The following is a 21,270-nucleotide window of genomic DNA, read 5'->3' as shown; positions in this document are numbered from 1 at the left end:
TTTTTTTAAACGCTCGCTCCACTGTTTGAACAGCTGCTGACCGCCCGCCGCTTCAGCCAAGCATCCATGGCCTCAATATCGTGGGAAAACACGCGGTCCGCCACAATGGAAGGAACGATGCGGCGCGCCTCGTGGTAAAACTGCCTCGTTGACACAGCCAGTCGCTCGACGCCGCGCGCTTCGACAGCTTGCAACGCGCAAATGAGCTCAATCGCCAGCACCTTTCTTGCGTTTTGCACGATCATGTACGCATGGCGGGCGGCGGTCGTCCCCATGCTGACATGATCTTCTTGGTTGGCCGATGACGGAATGGAATCGACGCTGGCGGGATGAGCGAGCGTCTTGTTTTCCGATACGAGCGACGCCGCGACGTATTGCATAATCATCGCCCCCGACTGCAAACCGGGCTGCGGGCTTAAAAACGGCGGCAAGCCTTCGTTCAAATGCGGATTTACGAGCCGCTCGATGCGGCGCTCGCTCATGTTGGCCAGCTCCGCCACCGCGATTTTCAACAAATCCATGGCGATCGCTACCGGCTGGCCGTGAAAGTTGCCGCCGGAAAGAACGTCCCCGTTCGCAAAGATGAGCGGATTGTCGGTGGCGGCGTTCATTTCAATTTCGAGCGTTTCTTTCACATAGCGGAGCGCCCTGAGCGACGCCCCGTGCACTTGCGGAATGCAGCGGATCGAGTACGCATCTTGCACGCGCCGCTCCCCTTGCCTTGTGGTCAGCTGGCATCCAGCGAGATAACGGCGCATTCGTTCCGCCACCTCCGCCTGTTCCGGAAATCCGCGGGCTTCGTGGATGCGGGCGTCAAAGGCATCGGTCACGCCATAAAGCGCCTCGACCGTCAATGCGGCGATCCGCTCGCTGTCGTAAGCGAGCTGTTCCGCGGCTAAGCAAGCCAAAATTCCGACGGCCGTCATCGCCTGCGTCCCGTTAATGAGCGCCAACCCTTCCTTCTCTTTCAGGGAGAGCGGTGGGATTCCGGCTTGCGAAAGCGCTTGGGCGGCAGGCATCCGCCGGCCTTGATACATCACTTCCCCTTCGCCGACAAGCGCCAGCGCCACGTGAGCCAGCGGCGCCAAATCGCCGCTCGCACCGAGGGAACCTTGCTGGGGCACGATCGGATGAATGCCGGCGTTCAAAAACGTAAGCAGCTGCTCAATGACCGCCGGCCGCACGCCGGAATACCCTTTTAACAAAGCATTCGCCCGCAACAGAAGCAGCGCCCGCACCACTTCCTCGGCAAACGGCTCGCCGACCGCACAGGCGTGTGAGCGGAGAAGATTGATTTGCAGCTGCTCAAGGTCGCTTCCTTCAATGCGCACATCAGCGAGTTTGCCAAAGCCCGTATTCACCCCATAGATCGTTCGTCCACTGGAAATCGCTTGTTCCACTGCCGCTCGGCTTTTTCGAACCGCGTCCATGCTCTCTAAAGCGGCCGCCACTCGTTCCCTCCCATAAATGACGCGTCTTGCCTCGTCAAGCGTTAACGAATACCCGTTCAACACGATCATCATTTCATCCCCTTTCGTTCATGTCCAAACACAAAAAGAGGCGCCCCTGCCGTTTCCGGCAAGATTCGCCTCCTCATGACTCATTGCTTTAGGCGGATCCGTCTCTATCGAATGGCCCGAGCCGCCGCGTTATATATGATTGATGCCGAGCCCAACCGCCTCGTGCTCGAGCCCGCGCACCGGAGCGCCGATCGTCCCGTACAAGGCGACGGCGATCCACTCTCCTTCTTTTGGCCCTTCATACGGTGTGCCGCGCACGACGGCGAAACGAAGGCCGGCCGTTCTTAACAAATCTCCTAGCTCCATCTGCCCCCTCGTCACACCGTGCACCGCCTCTAAAATCGCATGATACAAGGCGTGCATATCGCGGTACAAGCCGCCGTCAACCACTCCATGCCGTTTCGCCGCCGTCTCGATCGCCGCGACGATTTTTTGCGGCTCCATCGCCCCGACGCGCCCTTGGCAATAGCGCCAAACGAGCGACTCAAGCTGATGAAGGACCGGGCCTTCCTCTCCTTCGTCAAGCATCGCCAACAAAAGCGCCAAGCGGCCGATGCGCGCCGATTTTTCGTTTCCCATGCTCGATGCTCCCGTTTGCTTTTTTTCTATTGTATGACAGTGGGAAATATGGAGTCAACCGTTTTTTCCATATTTTAGCACGATGAATTGTTATCGGAATAAAGGCCTATGATCAGAAGGGATGGCAAGTGAGGTTGTTTTCCAAACCCCGATGCTTGATAAATGCTTCCCGACAGATCACACATGAGGGAAAGCAGCGAATGGCTGAAAACCACCATAAGACTCGATTTACATTTTATTGAATGTATGAGATCATAAAAATATCAAATTAATATGAATCAGGGGGACAAGTAATGAGGGAACAGAACGCTTGGTATCTCGATGGATTCACCGGTATCGGCGGCATCGCTATGCTTCTCATCGCCGGGGTTCTCCTCGGCGCAAATGGCAATCGAACAGCTTGACAAAGAAAACCTGTTAGAGTTAGATGATGAACGGAAAGCGGCGATGGTCAACAACTTGATGGTCGCGATCGTCTCCGAACGAGCCACCCAGCCCGTGATCAACACGGGCAGTCTATATTAACGGTTGTGGAGTGCGATGACAAAGAAAAAACCATTCCCTTTGCGCATTGACCATGAGTTGTATGCCGTCTTGGAACAGTGGGCGCAAGAGGAATTTCGCAGCGTCAACAGCCATATCGAGTATTTGCTGCGGGAAGCCGCCAAGCGGGCCGGACGGCTCGGAAAAGGAAAAACGGATCAAAAAAGAAGCTAGCTGGCAACAGCTGGCTTCTTTGTTTTTCAGTCATGGGCATTTGTTACAGAAATATAATGATAGCAGAGCTCTTTTTAAAAAGGGGACGACCCGCTGCCGCCGCTTACGGCCATTATGAAAGTTTATTGATCGTCCCGCCGTGTTTTCAACAGCGGAGCCGCCTTTTTCGCCACGCGGAAGGAGGATAAGCATGGAAAGCTACTATACTGTGCTCGAAGCGATCGCCAGCGCTCCAAGCGATGGCGTGGTAGCCATCATCATTGACGTTGAAGGCTCGGCCTATCAAAAAGAAGGGACGTGCATGTGGATTGACGCAAATGGAGAAACGGTCGGGCTGCTGAGCGGCGGATGCCTTGAAGAAGCGGTGGCGGCCCACGCTCGTGACGTATTAGTGAGCCGCCAAGCCGCTGCTGTTTCGTTTGATTTGCGGACCGAGGACGATTGGTCTTGGGGGCAAGGCGCTGGCTGCAACGGACTCATCCGTGTTTGGCTCGAGCCGGTGACGGAGGATACAAAATCGGTCTGGCTGGCGCTCAAACGCTGCCTTGACCGCAGCGAACATGTGCTGATGGCGCGAAGCATCGCTCATCCGAAGGAACCGCCGTTTTTCCAAAGCGAAACAGGGGAGCGCTTCGGCGGCTATGTTTCACCGCCGAGGCCGGAATGGCTCAACGCGCTGCATGGCACCCCGTTTTTCCGCGGCCGAAATGGGGTGCAGGAAACGGATGACGGCGCGTTTTACATCCAACATTTTTGGCCGAAGCCGCGCCTCGTCATTTTCGGCGCCGGCCCGGACGCCCCGCCGCTCGTGTCAGCGGCCAAAGCCGCCGGGTTTTCCGTCACCGTCAGCGACTGGCGCCCGGCGTTTTGCCAGCCATCGCACATCCCGGACGCCGATGCTTGGGTTGTCGGCTTTCCGCATGAAACGGTGCCGATGCTGCACCTTACTGAACGCGACTTTGTCATTATGATGACCCACCAGTTCGAGCGCGACCGGGAACTTATCCAATGGTTAGCCGACATACCGCTCGCTTATCTTGGCGTGCTTGGACCGCGGCGGCGCACGGATCGCCTTTTTCCTTCCGGCTCGGCTCCGCCGTTTGTCCGTTCACCGGTCGGACTGCCGATCGGTGCGCGCAGCCCGCAGGAAATCGCCATTAGCATAGTTGCCGAGCTGATCAGCGTTCTTCGCGGGCGGCCGCTGGAGGCCTCTCGATGAACAAGGGCGCCATCGCCGCCGTTTATTTAGCGGCCGGGCAAAGCCGGCGGATGGGGACCGATAAGCGCGCCTTACCTTGGGGAGACGGGACGCTCGGGGCAGCCGGGCTCAAGGCGGCGCTTCGTTCCTCCCTCTCGCCCGTCATCGTGGTCGTGCCGCCCAATGACGCGCTCGCTTGGCTTCCTGACGCGCTGCTTCGCCATGACAAATGCCGCCTTGTCCGCTGCGCCGCCTGTCACCGCGGACAGGCGCACTCTCTCGCCTGCGGCTTGCGGGCAGCGATGGCAGAAGAGGCGGACGCCGCCGCCGTATTATTGGCCGATCAGCCGTTTGTAACAGCGGAAACGATCGATGCTCTCGCCGCTCTTTATCGTCGCCATCGCCCGGATTACCTCGCCTTTTCCCGCTCGGGCACGCCGATGCCCCCGGTCATCTGGGGAAAACGGACATTTCCTGCGCTGCTGGCGCTTGAGGGGGATGCAGGCGGTCGGCGACTGTTTCACGATCCGCATTGGCGCGGTCTCTTCTGCGAAGGAGACAAGTGGATCGGCATGGACATCGACACCTATAGCGACTATGAACGCGCGGTCATGGAACAAAAACGAAAGGAGGAATCCTTCCATGGCTGTTGGGAAAAGTGTGATCCGTAAAGAGGCGCGGGATAAGGTGACCGGGCGCGCCAAGTACACAAACGATTTCAAACAGCCGGGAATGCTGCACGCCGCCTTGGTGACAAGCCCATACGCCCACGCGCGTATCGCCTCCATCGAGACAAGCGCCGCGCTTGCCGCCCCCGGCGTCCGCGCCGTCCTGACCGGCGAGGGGCTGCCGCTCACAGGCGAAGACATGCGCGACCGCCCGCCGATCGCTGCTGATAAAGTGCGCTACTTTGGCGAAGTCGTCGCCGTCGTCGTCGCCGACACGCTCGCCCAGGCCGAACAAGCCGCCCGCCTCATCCGCGTCGCTTACGAACCACTGCCAGCGGTCGGCTCGCCGCGCGAGGCGTTGAAAGAAGGCGCTCCGCTATTGCATGAACATCTCGACCGCTACGAAAAAAACAAAACGACTCATCCTGAACCAGGAACTAACATCGCCCACCGGACGAAAATCCGAAAAGGCAACATCGAACAAGGCTTTGCCGAAAGCGATGTCATCATCGAAACGAGCGTCTCTTTCAACCCGTCCGACCACGCAGCGATGGAGACGCGCTGCGCTACAGCGGAAATTGGACCGGACGGCACGATTAGTATCACCGCCTCGTCACAGTCGCCCTTTATGATCAAAAAGCTGCTTCACACCTATTTTGGAGAAGACACAGGCAAGATCATCGTCCACACGCCGCTTGTCGGCGGCGCTTACGGAGGCAAAGCTCCGGTGCAGCTCGAACTGCTCGCCTACCTCGCCGCGAAGGCGGTCGGCGGCCGGAAAGTGAGCGTTTGGAACAGCCGCGAACATGACATGGTCACCTCGCCCGTCCATATCGGATTGGAGGCAACGGTCAAAATCGGCGCGACAAACGACGGCGTTTTCAAAGCGATGGAAATTCTCTTTTTGTTTGACGGCGGCGCTTATTCCGACAAGGCGATTGACGTCAGCCGCGCCGCGGCCGTTGATTGCACCGGCCCGTACCATGTCGAACACGTCTGGTGCGATTCGCTCTGCGTCTATACGAACCGGCCGTATGCGACGCCGTTCCGCAGTTTCGGCCATTGCGAGCAGTCGTTTGCTGTGGAGCGTGCTATTGACGAATTGGCAAAAGCGCTGCGGCTTGACCCGTGGGACGTGCGGCGCAAAAACGTCATCCGCCCAGGGCATACGACCCCGACGCAAGTGCGGCTCACGAAAAGCAATGTCGGGGATATGGCGGCCTGCCTTGACCGATTGCGTGAACTGATGCGCTGGGACGAGTGGCAACGCGTCGAGCTTGACGCCTATACTGTGCGGGCCAAAGGCATCAGCGGCGGTTGGAAAACGTCAACGATTGACACTGACGCGAGTTCCGGCGTCATTTTAACGTTCAATTCAGACGGCAGCGTCAACCTCATTTCCGGCGTCGTCGAAATCGGCACAGGCACGAAAACGGTGCTCGCGCAAATCGTCGCCGAGCGGCTGAACATGAACGTGGACGATGTTCATGTCAAAATGGACATCGATACACAAACGACGCCGGAACATTGGAAAACGGTCGCCAGCCGCGGAACGTTTATGGCCGGGCGCGCGGCTTTGGCCGCCGCCGATGGCGCCATCCGCCAGCTGAAAGAGATTGCCGCCTGCGTGCTGCGAGCCTCACCCGCCGATTTGGAAGTCGGCTTCGGGCGCGTCTTTTTGCGCGATGACCCGGCCATTTTCATCCCAGTAAAAGACATTGCCTACGGCTACAAATTTCCCAACGGCAACGCCATCGGCGGACAAGTGATCGGGCGCGGCCACTATATTTTGCGCCACTTGACCCCGCTTGATCCGGAAACCGGCGCCGGAAAACCGGGGCCGGAATGGGGCGTGTGCGCCGAAGGAGTCGAAGTGGAGTTCAACCGCCGCGACTACACGTACCGCGTTGTCAAAGCGTACGCGGTCATCGATGCCGGCAAGGTGCTCAACCCGAAAGCGGCGCTTGGCCAGGCGATGGGGGCGATGAGCATGGGGCTGAGTTTTGCCAGCCGTGAAGGGTTTCTTTTTGATCAAGCCCAACGTGTCTTAAACCCACAGCTGCGCACGTACCGGCCGATCCGCTTTGGCGAACATCCCGTCTACATTGTCGAATTTGTCGAAACGCCGCAAATCGACGCTCCGTATGGTGCGCGCGGCATCGGCGAACACGGGTTGATCGGCATGCCCGCCGCTTTGGCAAACGCCTTATCGCTTGCCGCTGGTGTGCCGCTTAACGAACTGCCGCTCGTTCCCGAACTCATTTGGCGGAAACAGAAAGGAGACGGCTATGGTTCCCTTTGATTTTGCCTACTATCGGCCACAGTCGATCGCTGAAGCGACGGCGCTATTTCTCGAACTGGAACAACAAGGAAAACAGCCGCTCTATTACAGCGGGGGCACCGAGATCCTCACCCTATCGCGCCTCGGCTTCGTTTCTACCGCCGCTGTCATTGATATTAAGGAGATTCCCGAATGCCGGGTGCTTGACGCCGACGGGGATCCTCTCGTGCTCGGGGCAGCGCTGGCGCTCATCGAGCTCGAAGAAACGAATCCGTTCCCTTTGTTGACAAAGGTGGCCAAAGAAATCGCCGATCGGACGGCGCGCAACCAAATTACACTCGGCGGCAACTTATGCGGGCAAATTTTTTATCGTGAAATAGCGACTGCGCTGCTCGTTGCAGAAGCAGACATCGTCATCGCCGGGCCAGCCGACATCCGTCAAGCCCGCATCAATGATTTATTTCATCAACAGCTGCAGCTGGGCCGCGGTGAGTTTGTCGTCCAGTTCAAGGTTGACCGCGCCACCGCCACCCTGCCCCATTTCCATCGCAAGCGCCGCAAACAAGGTGAAGTCGGCTACCCGCTGGTGACGATTGCAGCGCTGAAACAAGACGAGGCCGTTCGCGTCGCTTTCAGCGGCATCTGCCCGTTTCCGTTTCGCTCGGCTGACGTCGAGGCGCACCTCAACGACAGGAACCGCCCGATTGGCGAACGGATCCAAGCGGCAATCGCCGCCTTCCCGCGCCCGATTTTGCATGATATTGAAGGATCGGCAGACTACCGTCTGTTTGTCGCCGCCCAACTGTTGGAAGATGCGCTTCGCGAGTTAGGGGAATCCATCTAGAAGGCTGGTGAAAAACATTGGTTTCCTTTGGTCGATGAATAAAAGTGTGCAGTGTTGCAAGGCTTTTCTATTTGAGAAACGATGCCAGGAAGCGGTATACACGATATAATCACCGGCCCCTAGGAGGGCGGTGAAAAATCGTTGTTTGCCTTGATCGATGATGGAATGCTTGAACATAGTGCAACCAGTTTTTCTACTTGAGAAACGATTCTGAGAAGCGTTTGTGCGAGTAAATCACCGGCCCCCTAGGAGGGCGGTGAAAAACGGCTGATTCCCTTGCTCAATGCGGGGGCGAAAAGCAGAGGCGATGCAACAAGGGTTTTCTCATTGAAAAATGACAGTCTAAAGCCGTATTCCCGATGAAATCACCAGCCTCTTAGACGGGAGGTGCACTGCACGATGGAAGAACCGACAAAACGGGAGCTTGTGTTGCACATTAACGGCGAGCAACGAACCGTCGTCGTCCGCCAAGCGGAGACGCTGCTGTTTGTTTTGCGCGATCACCTCGGGCTGACCGGTGCCAAACCGGGGTGTCTAAACGGGGACTGCGGCGCCTGCACCGTCCTCGTCAACGGCACGCCGATCAAATCATGCATGATGCTGGCGATCGAAACGGTCGGCAAACCGATCACGACGATCGAAGGGCTCGATGATGCTCCTATACAGCAGGCCTTCGTCCGCCACTTCGCTTTTCAGTGCGGCTACTGCACGCCGGGCTTCATCATGAACGCTCAGGCGCTCATCGACCGGCATCCGGACGCCGATGACGCGATGATTCAAGAATGGCTCGAGTCGAACATTTGCCGCTGCACAAGCTATCAAGAAATTGAAGCGGCGGTCAAAGAAGTGCTCAAAGCCAGCAAAACGAGCGTGACGCGCTAGCGCCATTTCCAGCTGACATCGCCCCAAGCAGCCGGCGGCACAAAGAGTCGGCCAAGAACGCTCAGCCATCGTAGAAGCGGTTATCGGCGGAGGCTGGCCCCGAAAGTCGTTTGCCTTGATAGAAGGCCGGTAAAAAATCGCTGTTTACCGATGGAACGCGCGAACATAAAGGCCGGTGAAAAACCGCTGTCACACACGAATCAGCGGCATGTTCATTCAGAAAAGATCCATGGGCGGCGATCGACCCTCCACCCAGACATGAAAATCTCGCGACAGTTCGGCATTTTCACGGAAAAGCTGATTCTGCAAGGTTTCTCAAATTGAGAAACGAATGGAATGAGCAGTATTTTGCACGAAATCACCAACCTTATAGAGGCCGATGCAACAAGTTTTTCTACTTGAGAAATGATTCCGGGAAGCGGTTGCCCGAGTCAATCGCCAACCTCATACATTCCGTGTACAATCATCGCATATCAGGTGAAAGAGGGTGTCCCGTTCTTTCGGCGACACCCTCTTATTGAATTTGTACAGCCGCGAAAACCACGGTTTTTCCCTCCCATTCCAAAGTCCTATTGACAAAAATATAACGTTCACGTTAATGTTATATTTGTGAAAAACGCGGTTGGTCATGATGCAACGAAAGCGAGGGCCCCATCATGAAACGATTGAAAATTGACGACGTCGCCAAAGCAACCGGCTTGACGAAACGCACGATTCGCTATTACGAAGAAATTGGTTTGATCAAACCGCCAGCGCGGAGCGACGGCGGTACGCGCCTTTATACCGAGGAGGAGATCGAACAGCTGAAACAAATTATCGCCGCCCGCGAAGTGCTTGGCTTTTCCCTTCAGGAGCTCCAACACTTTTTATCCTTAAAAGAAAAAATCGCCGCGCACCGGGCCGAACTCCTTCAGACTGCCGATCATGAAAAACGGCGCGAACTCGAACAAATCGCTGCCGGACTGCGCCAACAAATCGCCATGCTGGACGAAAAGATGAAGAAAATGGAAACACTCAAACAAGAGTTGAAACAAATGGAACAGCGAGTCAACACGATTTTGCAGGAAGGGAGAGAAGAATAATGGACGAAGGAAGACAAACACGGGCGCGGTGGATCACCGTTGCCGCTGCATTTTTGGCGTTTATGGGCATCGGGGTGGTCGATCCGATTTTACCGGTCATTGCCGAAAGCATCGGCGCAACCCACTGGCAAGTGGAAATGCTGTTTACCGCCTACATTTTTACGATGGCCGTCATGATGATTCCGGTTGGTCTCATCGTCAGCCGCGTCGGCGATAAACAAATGATGGTGATCGGACTTGGCCTTGTCACGATGTTCTCATTATTGTGCGGCTTTGCGGCGAACATCCCCCAATTATCCCTCTTCCGCGCCGGGTGGGGGCTTGGCAATGCGACATTTTTTGCGACCGCCATGACCTTGTTGATCGCCTTAACACCGCAGGCGAGCACGGCTGTCGGCTTGTATGAGGCGGCGATCGGCCTCGGGATGGCCGGCGGTCCGCTCATCGGCGGGCTGCTTGGCCAACATTCATGGCGCTACCCGTTTCTCGGCACGAGCGTGCTCATTTTTATCGCCTTTTTGCTTGTCGCCTTGTTTGTGTACGATCCGAATAAAGGAAAACCAAAAAAGGCGGCCGGGTGGCAAGAAATGCGGCGTCTGCTCGCTTTTCCGCCGTTTTTGAAAGGAGCGGTAGGCGGTATGCTTTACTATTACGGCTTTTTCGTTGTTCTAGCGTATTCGCCGCTTATCATTCACTTATCGGCCATTCAAATCGGCCTCGTCTTCTTCGGCTGGGGGCTTTGCCTCGCCTACGGTTCGGCGGTGCTGGCTCATCGGCTGGAGGAAAGACATGAACCGAAACATCTACTGCCGTACAGCTTATTGCTGTTTGCGGTGTTGCTGCTGCTGTTGGCCGTCGCCCAACCAACGTGGCTGACGATCGTCTTGATCATTTTGTCAGGGCTTGTATCCGGCGTAAACAACGCCTTGTTCACAAGCTACGTAATGGAAAGTTCGCCGTACGAACGTGGCGTCACTTCCGGCATGTACAACTTCGTCCGCTGGATGGGGGCGGCCATCGCCCCGGTACTGTCCGGCGTCATCGGCCACGCTTTGTCCGTCAAAGCCCCGTTTATGGTCGCCATGGCGCCGGCGCTGGCCGCCTTTCTTTTCCTAGCTTGGCGCAAAGGCGAGCCGTCGGAAACGAAAGCCGCCTAACCGCCGCGCATAGCGGCGCGATCAGCACCGCCACCCCACCCCCGTTTCGCAGCTGAAAACGGGGTGGGGTGGTTTTCGTTTGGTGCGTTCTTCTCTAGCGATCTGTTTTCTTCTCGCGAATCATCACTCCGCGCCGCTTCATCTCCTCAATATACACATCCCCTGGAACGATTTGTTCAGGCGGATAGACGCCGCGCTTTTGGATGATGCCGCGGCCGATCAGTTGGGCGACAGCGGAAATCGTGTACGCTGTCGTCCGCGCCATCGCCGTCACGTTGTTTTCGCGGTCGTTGAATGTCACCGTCTCATATTCGAGCACCGTTTCCTTTCCTTCTTTCCGCCCGCCGACGATCACCCGAAGCAAGACGACATCGTCTTTCCCTTTTAAATCAAGAAGCGGCGTCAAGACGGCCAGCAGCACGTCGCGCGGCTTGATTGGGCGCCCGCCGATCTCCACTTCAAAATCGTTGCGCGTCAAGTTCAAGTCAACGAGGAGTTTGAATTTTTCCGCGTGGCCGCGATAGCGGATCGTTTTATACTCAAGCCGCTTCAAGTTCGGAAACGAGCGCGACAGCGTCGATGTTCCTCCTGAAGTATGAAACGCTTCAAGCGGCCCAAACCGTTCAAAATAAATCGGCTCGATCTCTGAAAGGGACGGAACTTCCTGCACCTTGCCGTCGCGGATGATCAAAGACGGATCGGTGTAATGATCAAGAAGCCCTTCCAACGAAAACACATGGTTGTACTCGAGCGGTGGATCGGGATGGACGGGAATGCCGCCGACATACAGCTGAATCGATTCGACTTCATCGAGTTGGCTCGCTCCATAGCCGGACAAAATATTAATCATGCCGGGAGCGACACCTAGGTCAGGAATGATCGTCACCCCCGCTGCCTGGGCTTGATCATGGAGCTCCAACACGCGGTCGGTAATATGGCCGATATGCCCCCCTAAATCGACCGAGTGAACACCGGAGGCGATCGCTGTTTTCGCCACGGTTTCATTAAACCGATAAAACAGCGCATTGACCACCACATCATGCTTTTTCATCAAAGCGGACAGCTGTTGCTGATCGCCGGCATCCGCTTGTACTGCCGAAAGTTTTTCCGATTGGAGTTGCCGCGCGGCTCGCTCCGCTTTCGTTCGATCGACATCCGCCAAGGTGACGGCTTCCACCGCTTCGCTTTGCACTAAATCACGCGCTGCTTCCTTTCCCATCAACCCTGCGCCAAGCACGAGCACTTTCATCGTTTCTCCCTCCTGTCACCGATTGTTGATCATGCGCTCGCGTTCTAGAAGGCTGGTGATTTCGTGCAAAATACCGCTGACTTCCACCCATTTCTCAATGAGAGAAACCTCGCAGAATCAGCTTTCTTTTTGGAATGAAAATGCCTCCGATTGGTGTGTGACATCGGTTTTTCACCGACCTTCTAGGAGGCTGGTGATTTACTCGCGGATACGGCTTTACAATGTTATTTCTCATTTCGAAAAACCTTGTTACATCGGGTCCTGTTTTTGCTCATTCCCCCATTAATGAAAGGAATCAGCGGTTTTCACCGGCCTTCTAGACGCTCTTCCCTTTTGCCGCAGATGCCCTTCCTTTGGCTACCCGTCCTCCCCGTCGGCCGCCGTTTTTCCGTTCCGCGCCGATGGCAGCCCGGTTCAGTCAGCCGTATCAATTTGCGCCCGCTGCAGTCTGCCGCTGAAATCGACATAAATGCTCCGCCACTCGGTGAACACGTCAAGCGCGGCGACGCCGGAGTCGCGATGACCGTTGCCCGTCCCTTTCGTACCGCCAAACGGCAAATGAATCTCCGCACCCGTGGTGCCGGCGTTGACGTACACAATGCCGGTGTCCAAATCGCGCATGGCCCGAAACACGTTATTGACATCGCGCGTGAAAATCGCGCTTGACAGCCCATAATCGACGCTGTTGTTGACATCGATCGCTTCGTCCAAACTGCGGACGGAAAGGATCGACACGACCGGGCCGAAAATTTCTTCGCGGGCGATGCGCATCTTCGGCGTGACATCGGTGAAAATCGTCGGTGCGTAGTAGAAGCCGCGCGCATAGTCGCCTTCACGCAATATATAGCCGCCCACAAGCAGCTTCGCCCCTTCTTCTACGCCAATGCGCACGTAGCGGTCGATTTTTTGCAGCGCTTCTTCATGGATGACCGGCCCTACCTTGACCGTTTCATCGAGCCCGTTGCCGATTTTCAATGTGTTCACGGCTTCAAGCAGACGCCGCTCAAGCTCCTGTTTCACCCGCTCATGGACAATGACCCGGCTGCACGCGGTGCACCGCTGCCCCGAGGTGCCAAAGGCGCTCCAAATAATGCCGTCGACCGCTAGCGACAAGTCGGCGTCATCCATGACGATCACCGCGTTTTTCCCGCCCATTTCAAGCGAAACTTTTTTCAACAGCCGTCCGCATGTTTCCGCAATCATCCGCCCGACTTCATTCGAGCCGGTAAACGAGATGACCTTGACATCCGGATGTTCGACGAGCGCATTGCCAGCTGTCGGCCCGTCGCCATGGACGACATGAAACACTCCCGGCGGCAAACCCGCTTCTGCAAAAATGCGCGCCAACTCCTGCGCCATAATTGGCGTTTCCAGCGCCGGCTTCCACACGACCGCATTGCCAGCCACAAGGGCAGGGAACGACTTCCAAGTAGCGATCGCGATTGGGAAATTCCACGGCGTGATGATACCGACTACCCCGACTGGCACCCGAACGCTCATGGCGAATTTATCTTTCAACTCCGATGGCGTCGTGTCGCCGAACAACCGCCGCCCTTCCCCCGCCATGTAAAACGCCATATCGATGCCTTCTTGCACTTCGCCGCGCGCTTCCTCAATCACTTTGCCCATTTCCATCGTCAACAGCCGAGCCAGCGCCTCTTTCCGCTCTTGAAGCAGCGTCCCGACTCGATACAAAATTTCCGCGCGTTTCGGCGCCGGCACGAGCGCCCATCGTTTTTGCGCTTCCTTGGCTGCCTGAACCGCCTCATCGATATCTTGGGCCCCTGACATCGGCGCCTTGGCGATGGTTTCCCCTGTCGCTGGATTGATCACCGGCGCCCACCGCCCAGTGCTCGGTTCTTTCCATTTTCCATTGATATAGTTTTGAATGTTCATCGCCTACTCCCCCCATTTTCGCGCAATGGAATGATGGAGCCGGATCGCGGCATTTCCCGGCTCCGTGGCCGGGAGCACCTTTGCGGCCGCCTCCTTTTTCGAACCATCCAACCGGCACATCAACATTGGCAACGGTGAATATTTTTTGGAACAATCACCGTTCCCAACAAAACGACTGCCGTCCGCGGTCACAGCGATTGCCGCGCCCGCAGCTCCTGCATCGTCGTCGAGACCGAAAGACAATCGGGATCAGCCAGCACTTCAATGACCGTCGGGCGTTTGGCCGCCAGCGCCGCGCACAGCGCCTCTGTGAACTGCTGTTCCGTCTGCACTTGGAAGCCAAGCCCATTCAAACATTCCGCCAAGCGGGCAAACGGAACGCTCCCCAACTCCGTTCCGATGACCCGACCCGGAAACCGCAGTTCTTGATGCATGCGAATCGTCCCGTACATGCGGTTGTTAAATACGACGGAGATGATCGGAATGTCATACCGGACAGCTGTTTCCAACTCTTGCATCGTCATCATAAATCCGCCGTCTCCCGACAGCGACACAACCGTTCGGTCGGGCAATGCCAGTTTGGCGCCTATGGCCGCCGGCATGCCGTATCCCATGGCTCCGGACGTCGGTCCGATATACGTATGGCCTTCGCCAAACGGGAAAAACGTGTGAAGCCAGCCGGCAAAATTCCCTGCGTCGTTTGTGAAAACAGCGTTGTTCGGCAAATGGCGCGCGAAACTTGCCATGGCCGCTTCATACACATTGCGCGGTTTTTCTGGCAGCGTTGCCGTTTGTTCATACTGCTCCCGCCGTTTTGCCACCCATTCTTGCCAGCTCGGCCGCACCGCAATCGTCAGCAGGCGGGATAGCGCTTCCCGACAGTCGGCCCAAATGGCCACGTCCGGCGCGCGCACTTTTCCAAACCCATCGCTGTCCAAGTCAATATGAATGAGCGTCTGATTAGCAGACGGTACACAGTAGTCTTGCGTAGTCACTTCCGATAACCGTGTTCCGAGCGCAATCACTACATCGGCCTGCTCCGCTGTCTCCCTCACCGCTTCTGGCGCTCCCAAGCCGAGATGCCCGACGTAGCACGGGTGATCATGGGGAAATACGTCATGGCGACGGAACGCTGCCATCACCGGCAACGAATACGTTTCAGCCCATAACCGCAGCAGCGGCTCCGCGCCCGCCCACTTGACACCTCCGCCGGCGATGACGAGCGGCCGCTTGGCGCGCGTCAGCCAAGCTTCGACTTCCCGAACGTCCTCGTGGCGCGGAGCCGGCTTCGGCACTTGGGTGGAAGCCATCACAGCTTCCGGGACGGTTTGCCAAAGCACATCCTCCGGCAGCGAAACGACAACCGGACCGGGTCTGCCCGTCTTCGCGGTGCGAAACGCGCGCTGCACCAGCTCCGGCACTCGTTCGGCGTCGCGAATTTCGACCGTCCATTTCGCGAGCGGGCGAAAAAACGCCTCCAAATCAACCTCTTGAAAACCTTCCCGGCCAAGAAAGCGGCTGTCCACTTGCCCTAAAAATACGACCATCGGCGTGGAATCTTGTCTAGCCGTATGGACGCCGATCGCCAAATTGGCGGCGCCGACCGCCCTTGTTGCTAAGACGACGCCGCATGTCCGCGCCGCTTTCGCATACCCTTCCGCCATAAACGACGCTCCTCCCTCATGGCGGGCGGAAATGAACTCAATCGACGGCTCTTCATAAATGGCGTCAAGCAACGGCAAGTAGCTTTCCCCGGGCACGCCAAACACATGGCGGATCTGTTCCTGTTTTAGACATTCCACGATGACCTTGGCCACCGTCACGTTTCGGATCGTTCGTTTCATGGCGCCAGCGCCCCCCCATTCACTCGTTTCCACCGCTCCAATGCTTGCTCGAGCCGCTCAATCGGCGCCGAGAGCGAAACGCGGACGTACCCTTCTCCGGCCGGGCCAAACGCCGTTCCCGGTGTGACGATAATCCCCGCATCATCGAGCAGTTGGGTGGCAAATGATTCGGATGAGTACCCTGTGGGAACGGGAACCCATAGGAAAAAAGTCGCCTTCGGACGCTGCACGTTCAAGCCGAGTTCGCGAAGCCCTTCCACCATCCTGTTCATGCGCGCTTCATAAACCAAACTGTTCGCTTTCGCAAAAGCCTGCCCGTTCGTCAGCGCAGCAGCGGCCGCTTTTTGAATGGGAATGAATTGACATGTGTCGATGTTGCTTTTGATGACCGAAAGCGCTCGAATTAGGTGGCGGTTTCCCACCACATACCCGATGCGGCAGCCCGCCATGTTATAGCTTTTCGACAATGAGCCAAATTCGACCGCTACCTCTTTCGCCCCGTCCACCTGCAAAATGCTCGGTGACTGAAACCCGGCGAACGTCACCAATGAATACGCGGCGTCATGGGCAATGAACAGCCGATGCCGGCGCGCGAGGGAAACGGCCTCGGAAAACACGCCGATCTCGGCCACGGCCGCGGTCGGATTGCTTGGATAGTTGAGGAGCATCAGCTTCGCCTCATCATACACGTCGGGAGAAAGCGCAGCAAACTGAGGCGCGTAACCGTTTTGAGCATCCAAGGGCAGCGCCCGGCTCCGCCCGCGGGCAAAATGAACCGCCGTTCGATAAACGGGATAACCGGGATCCGGCACAAGCACAAGCTCTCCCGGCTTCAGAACCGCTTGCAACAGATGAACGATCCCTTCCTTCGAGCCGATCAAAGCGAGCACTTCCGTTTCTGGATCGAGCACGACCCCGTATTCCCGTTCATAAAACCGGGCGACCGCCTCCCGATATTCCTTGCAGCCGCCATACGGCGAATACGTATAATGTTCCGGCGCCTCGAGCTCTTTTTTCAACACCTCGATGACAAAGGAGGGCGGCGGCAAATCGGGAGCGCCGATCCCTAAATCAATGACATCGACCCCTTGCTTCACCAGCTCCTCTTTTTTCTGTTGAAAACGGGAAAACAAATAAGGCGGCATCGTCTCCACAAGATCGGAAAACAAAGTCAATCCCCTCCCTCCTCATGCCCCTTCGTTTCAGTGTATGCGCCCACTCACTGCTCACATGCCCATTCCTGATCCCGCCCGCACTGACTGACATCTCCCAATTCTCAAAGAAACGTTCCATGGGCAACGCGATCTGCCCCACCTAGGGATGAAAATCTCACGCCAGTTCGGCTGTTCCATAGGCAGCGCGCCCCACCCAGGGTTGAACATCCCGCGCCGGTCCGGCATTTTCACAGAAATGTTGCATGAGCAACGTTTTGCCTTCCATCCGGGGTTGAACATCCCGCGCCAGTTCGACATTTTCACAGAAATGTTGCATGGGCAACGTTTTGCCTTCCATCCGGGGTTGAACATCCCGCGCCAGTTCGACATTTTCACAGAAATGTTGCATGGGCAACGTTTTGCCCCCATTCAGGGATGAACATCGGCGTCAGTCCGGCACTTTTTAGAAAACGCTCCCAAAAATAACGTGCTCGACCATACAAATTCGGAGGCGCTTCGAAAAGTCTTGCATTTCGTCGTTGGTCCATAAAAAGAAGCGGCCAGCACCATCTATCGTTCGATGACGCAACTGGCCGCTGTCTATGGAAGCGAAACGCCGGCGAAGGCGCTGCAATAGACTGCGCAGTTTTCCCTTCACAAATAAATTATGTTATGACTAGAAATTTACCTCTTATGTCATTATCATAACAGATAAAAAACAATTTGTAAATATATTTTTATTCTATATTTTCTGTATAATTGTATATCCTTACCCAACTGGCGGGCTTCCGCGCTTTCATACGTTCGTCCGTCCTGACTGGACTTGTCATTGATACAGAGAAGCGCCCTTCTGAACAAATTCCTTCGCTTTCGCTTGCATGCCGTCTTCTTTCATTTTCCGCTGCAGCTCATGAGAAATGCTCATCGAGCAAAATTTCGGCCCACACATCGAACAAAAGTGGGCGGTTTTCGCCGCGGCAGCCGGTAAAGTTTCGTCATGGTATTCACGGGCGCGCTCCGGGTCAAGCGATAAATGGAATTGGTCGTTCCACCGAAACTCAAAGCGCGCCTTTGAGAGCGCATCGTCGCGCTGCTGGGCGGCCGGATGTCCTTTCGCCAGATCAGCGGCATGGGCGGCGATTTTATAAGCGACCACCCCGGCACGCACATCCTCTTTGTTGGGCAGCCCTAAGTGCTCTTTCGGCGTGACGTAGCAAAGCATCGCCGTTCCATAGGCCCCAATGATGGCGGCGCCAATGGCTGACGTAATATGGTCATATCCGGGCGCGATGTCGGTGACAAGCGGCCCTAACGTATAAAACGGCGCCCCATGGCAAATTTCCTGCTCCCGCTCGACATTTTCGCGAATTTTATGCATCGGAATGTGTCCCGGCCCTTCGATCATCACTTGCACGTCATGCTTCCAGGCGATGGCCGTCAACTCCCCGAGCGTCTTGAGTTCGGCAAACTGCGCGTCATCGTTCGCATCGGCGATGGAACCCGGCCGCAGCCCGTCTCCGAGCGAAATGGCCACATCATACTGTCGCAAAATTTGGCAAATATCTTCAAAATGCGTATACAAAAAGTTTTCTTGATGATGTGCCAAGCACCATTGCGCAATGATTGAGCCGCCGCGCGAGACGATGCCGGTCACGCGGCTGGCGGTGAGCGGAATGTAGTGAAGCCGCACCCCAGCATGAATGGTCATGTAATCGACCCCTTGCTCGGCTTGCTCGATCAGCGTTTCGCGGTACACGTCCCATGTCAGCTTCTCGGGCGCTCCCCCGACCTTTTCGAGCGCCTGATAAATCGGCACCGTTCCTACCGGGACCGGCGAGTTGCGGAGAATGTACTCACGCGTTTCATGAATGTGTTTGCCCGTCGATAAATCCATCACCGTATCGGCGCCCCAACGCACCGCCCACAGCAGTTTTTCCACTTCATCGTCAATCGATGACGAAACAGCCGAGTTGCCGATATTGGCGTTAATTTTTACATGGAAGCGGCGGCCGATGATCATCGGTTCGCTCTCCGGATGATTGATGTTGGCGGGGATGATCGCCCGCCCCGCCGCCACTTCCTGGCGGACAATTTCCGGATCGATTCGTTCGCGAATCGCGACAAACTCCATTTCTGGCGTGATGATCCCCCGTTTGGCGTAATGCATTTGCGTCACCGCTTTTCCTAGCTTCGCGCGCAAAGATCGGCGGGCAAAGGGAAGCGCCAGCGAACGAGGAGCGACCGCCCGCGGCTCCACTTCTTCGACATCGACGCGCTCAATGATCCAGCGATGCCGGAGAGGTGGCAATCCTTTTTCGATATCTGGCTCAAAATGAGGGTCTGTATACGGCCCTGTTGTGTCGTACACACGCACGGGCTCGTTTTCCACTTCGCCGTGGGCTGTCTTCGTCGGCGACAGCATAATTTCTCGCATCGGCACGCGCACGTCCGGACGCGATCCCTCGATATACACTTTGCGGCTAGATGGGAATGACATTAATGTGCGGATGTTTTCCATGCATGGATCCCCTTTCTTTTGATTTCATCGACTGGATCCATGCCATCACGCTTGGAAGAAGGCAACCATCAAAAAGGGAAAGAGAGAGGACGAGACAAAACAAAAACAGGTTCCGACAACGGAACCTGATCGAAGGCAAAAGGGCAAACGAACATGACACGTCCATCTGTTCCCGCTGCCTGCTTCCCTACGCTGGCATGACCCAGATCAGGTTCAAAGGGTCAAAGAACTTCACCGCGTTCTTTTCTCAGCCCGGCTCTCGGACTCCCCTAGCAGATTACGCGTATGACGCGATCACAGCTCATTTTCTTCATTTTATCGCATCGTCAGCCGGCAGGCAATCTTTTTTTCACTGCCGACTGGGGCGAGATTTGGCCCCCCCTTTCGTATCCATGTTTTTTTCAATTACACCGAAAAATGCTTCAGCATCGTCCGCATCTCGTCCGCCATTTGGCCCAACGATGCCGACGAAGAAGCGATTTCTTCGACGGAAGCCATCTGCTCTTGCGTTGCCGCCGATACGTTAGCGGTGCTGGCGGACGATTGTTCTACAATATCGGTCATCTGTTGCAACGCTTCATCCACATGACGGACATGATCCGTCATCTGTTCAAGCGCCAGCGAAACTTGTCCGATTTGTTCGCTCACCTGCCCCACCGCCTCACGAATATGGGCAAACGATGCCCCACAAGCATGGGCAGCATTCAGTCCATGCGCCACTTCCGAGACGACCCGTTCGGTGGAAGCGATGGCCCGCTTCGTCTCTTCTTGGATGTAGCCGATCAGCTCAGAAATTTGCTGCGCAGAACGAGCCGATTGTTCAGCCAGTTTTCTCACCTCGCCGGCGACGACGGCAAATCCTTTCCCTTGCTCACCAGCGCGCGCCGCCTCGATCGCCGCGTTGAGCGCCAACAAATTCGTCTGTGAGGCGATGCCCGTAATGGCCTCGGTAATTTGTCCGATCTCGTTCGATCGTTCGCCAAGCGCTTTGACGATCTGACCTAGCGATTGGACATGACCGTAGATAAACTGCATTTGCTCCGACATTTTCTCCACCGATTGCTCCCCAGACTCGGCCTTTGCCGCGGTTTCCTGAGCCCGATGAGTGACATCTTTTGTCCGACGGTCCACATCGCCGAGCGTTCGGGAAATGGTATTGACTGCCGCCGCCGTGCCGCGAACAGCGCTAGTCTGCTCTTCGGCATGAGACGCCATCGTTTCCATGGTGGTCGCGATTTGTTCGGTAGCTTTTGTCGTCTGTTCGGCGACAGCGGCAAGCTGTTGCGAATATTGCGCGACTTCCTCGGCATGATGCTGGATGCTTTTCATAACTTCTTGCCATGCGTCCGCCATATAATTTAACGATGCCGCGATCGGCCGCAGCTGGCGCACCCGGTCCAATGGCACACGCGCCGTCAAATCCCCCTCCGTCATCTTCTCTAAGTGGCGGTTAATAACGGCGATCGGCGCAACAAACCGCCGGTAGTTGAGCGAAGCGGAGATCAGACCGATCAGCGCACCAAACAGCACGGTGGCCATCAATGTCCAGCCAAGCGCTGCACCATGAATGTCATTCGCTAGGCAGACCCCCGCGCCAATCGCTGCCGTGCCCGGAATGACAACAAACATCGTGCGGATGATATAGCTCGTTAGCGACAAACCATTTCTCCTCCTTCTTTTG

Annotated in this window: 17 protein-coding genes, 1 pseudogene and 1 riboswitch; of the genes and pseudogenes, 9 read left to right on the top strand and 9 right to left on the bottom strand. The window is 56.3% G+C overall.

Annotation, left to right across the window (positions count from 1 at the left end):
- Positions 1 to 5: 5 nt before the first annotated feature.
- Entirely contained in the window at positions 6 to 1,520 is a 1,515-nt protein-coding gene (gene hutH, locus NST29_RS02655; RefSeq protein ID WP_339232687.1) for a histidine ammonia-lyase, read from the bottom strand.
- A 129-nt stretch (positions 1,521 to 1,649) separates the two neighbouring features.
- Positions 1,650 to 2,099: a hut operon transcriptional regulator HutP gene (gene hutP, locus NST29_RS02650; protein WP_172418752.1), complete on the bottom strand. Its 450-nt coding sequence runs from the start codon at positions 2,097 to 2,099 to the stop codon at positions 1,650 to 1,652.
- A gap of 372 nt (positions 2,100 to 2,471) precedes the next feature.
- On the opposite strand from hutP, the pseudogene NST29_RS02645 reads away from it, so the two are divergent.
- From NST29_RS02645 to NST29_RS02605, 9 genes and pseudogenes are all read left to right on the top strand, one after another.
- Positions 2,472 to 2,624, top strand: a pseudogene (locus tag NST29_RS02645) (SPFH domain-containing protein); the annotation flags it as partial.
- A 15-nt stretch (positions 2,625 to 2,639) separates the two neighbouring features.
- Positions 2,640 to 2,816, top strand: a complete 177-nt coding sequence (locus NST29_RS02640; RefSeq protein ID WP_172418751.1) for an Arc family DNA-binding protein — start codon at positions 2,640 to 2,642, stop codon at positions 2,814 to 2,816.
- Positions 2,817 to 3,006: 190 nt separating this feature from the next.
- Positions 3,007 to 4,035, top strand: a complete 1,029-nt coding sequence (locus tag NST29_RS02635) for an XdhC/CoxI family protein (protein WP_172418750.1) — start codon at positions 3,007 to 3,009, stop codon at positions 4,033 to 4,035.
- Positions 4,032 to 4,685, top strand: coding sequence for a xanthine dehydrogenase accessory protein PucB (gene pucB / locus NST29_RS02630; protein ID WP_172418749.1), 654 nt, complete (start codon positions 4,032 to 4,034; stop codon positions 4,683 to 4,685). Before NST29_RS02635 ends, pucB begins: the two co-directional genes overlap by 4 nt.
- A complete protein-coding gene (locus NST29_RS02625; RefSeq protein WP_172418748.1) occupies positions 4,657 to 6,984 on the top strand; it encodes a xanthine dehydrogenase family protein molybdopterin-binding subunit in 2,328 nt (775 codons plus the stop codon). The genes pucB and NST29_RS02625 overlap by 29 nt, the downstream gene beginning before the upstream one ends.
- A complete protein-coding gene (locus NST29_RS02620; protein ID WP_339232686.1) occupies positions 6,971 to 7,807 on the top strand; it encodes an FAD binding domain-containing protein in 837 nt (278 codons plus the stop codon). Before NST29_RS02625 ends, NST29_RS02620 begins: the two co-directional genes overlap by 14 nt.
- Positions 7,808 to 8,206: 399 nt before the next feature.
- Positions 8,207 to 8,689, top strand: a complete 483-nt coding sequence (locus NST29_RS02615; RefSeq protein ID WP_033018487.1) for a (2Fe-2S)-binding protein — start codon at positions 8,207 to 8,209, stop codon at positions 8,687 to 8,689.
- Between the two features lie 656 nt (positions 8,690 to 9,345).
- Positions 9,346 to 9,771, top strand: coding sequence for a MerR family transcriptional regulator (locus NST29_RS02610; protein WP_033018488.1), 426 nt, complete (start codon positions 9,346 to 9,348; stop codon positions 9,769 to 9,771).
- On the top strand, positions 9,771 to 10,928 hold the full coding sequence (locus NST29_RS02605; protein ID WP_033018490.1) for an MFS transporter: 1,158 nt from the start codon (positions 9,771 to 9,773) through the stop codon (positions 10,926 to 10,928). Before NST29_RS02610 ends, NST29_RS02605 begins: the two co-directional genes overlap by 1 nt.
- 94 nt (positions 10,929 to 11,022) lie before the next feature.
- Here the strand turns inward: NST29_RS02605 and NST29_RS02600 are convergent, their stop codons facing one another.
- From NST29_RS02600 to NST29_RS02570, 7 genes are all read right to left on the bottom strand, one after another.
- A complete protein-coding gene (locus NST29_RS02600; protein WP_033018491.1) occupies positions 11,023 to 12,177 on the bottom strand; it encodes a saccharopine dehydrogenase C-terminal domain-containing protein in 1,155 nt (384 codons plus the stop codon).
- Between the two features lie 414 nt (positions 12,178 to 12,591).
- Positions 12,592 to 14,073 carry an aldehyde dehydrogenase family protein gene (locus NST29_RS02595; RefSeq protein ID WP_033018492.1) on the bottom strand — a complete coding sequence of 494 codons (1,482 nt, stop codon included), beginning with the start codon at positions 14,071 to 14,073 and terminating at the stop codon, positions 12,592 to 12,594.
- Positions 14,074 to 14,261: 188 nt separating this feature from the next.
- On the bottom strand, positions 14,262 to 15,917 hold the full coding sequence (locus NST29_RS02590; RefSeq protein ID WP_033018494.1) for a thiamine pyrophosphate-binding protein: 1,656 nt from the start codon (positions 15,915 to 15,917) through the stop codon (positions 14,262 to 14,264).
- Positions 15,914 to 17,092, bottom strand: coding sequence for an aminotransferase class I/II-fold pyridoxal phosphate-dependent enzyme (locus NST29_RS02585; protein ID WP_033018495.1), 1,179 nt, complete (start codon positions 17,090 to 17,092; stop codon positions 15,914 to 15,916). Before NST29_RS02585 ends, NST29_RS02590 begins: the two co-directional genes overlap by 4 nt.
- Positions 17,093 to 17,246: 154 nt before the next feature.
- Positions 17,247 to 17,486 carry a hypothetical protein gene (locus tag NST29_RS02580; RefSeq protein ID WP_131385652.1) on the bottom strand — a complete coding sequence of 80 codons (240 nt, stop codon included), beginning with the start codon at positions 17,484 to 17,486 and terminating at the stop codon, positions 17,247 to 17,249.
- Positions 17,487 to 17,897: 411 nt separating this feature from the next.
- Positions 17,898 to 19,589 carry a phosphomethylpyrimidine synthase ThiC gene (gene thiC / locus NST29_RS02575; RefSeq protein WP_033018127.1) on the bottom strand — a complete coding sequence of 564 codons (1,692 nt, stop codon included), beginning with the start codon at positions 19,587 to 19,589 and terminating at the stop codon, positions 17,898 to 17,900.
- A 167-nt stretch (positions 19,590 to 19,756) separates the two neighbouring features.
- Positions 19,757 to 19,870, bottom strand: a riboswitch (TPP riboswitch).
- 124 nt (positions 19,871 to 19,994) lie between these two features.
- On the bottom strand, positions 19,995 to 21,248 hold the full coding sequence (locus NST29_RS02570; protein ID WP_033018124.1) for a methyl-accepting chemotaxis protein: 1,254 nt from the start codon (positions 21,246 to 21,248) through the stop codon (positions 19,995 to 19,997).
- Between the last annotated feature and the right edge of the window lie 22 nt (positions 21,249 to 21,270).

The organism is Geobacillus sp. FSL W8-0026 (assembly GCF_037966255.1).
GTDB lineage: Bacteria > Bacillota > Bacilli > Bacillales > Anoxybacillaceae > Geobacillus > Geobacillus icigianus.
The sequence above is the reverse complement of the archived record's forward strand: the minus strand, read 5'-3'. Positions and strand labels throughout refer to the sequence as shown.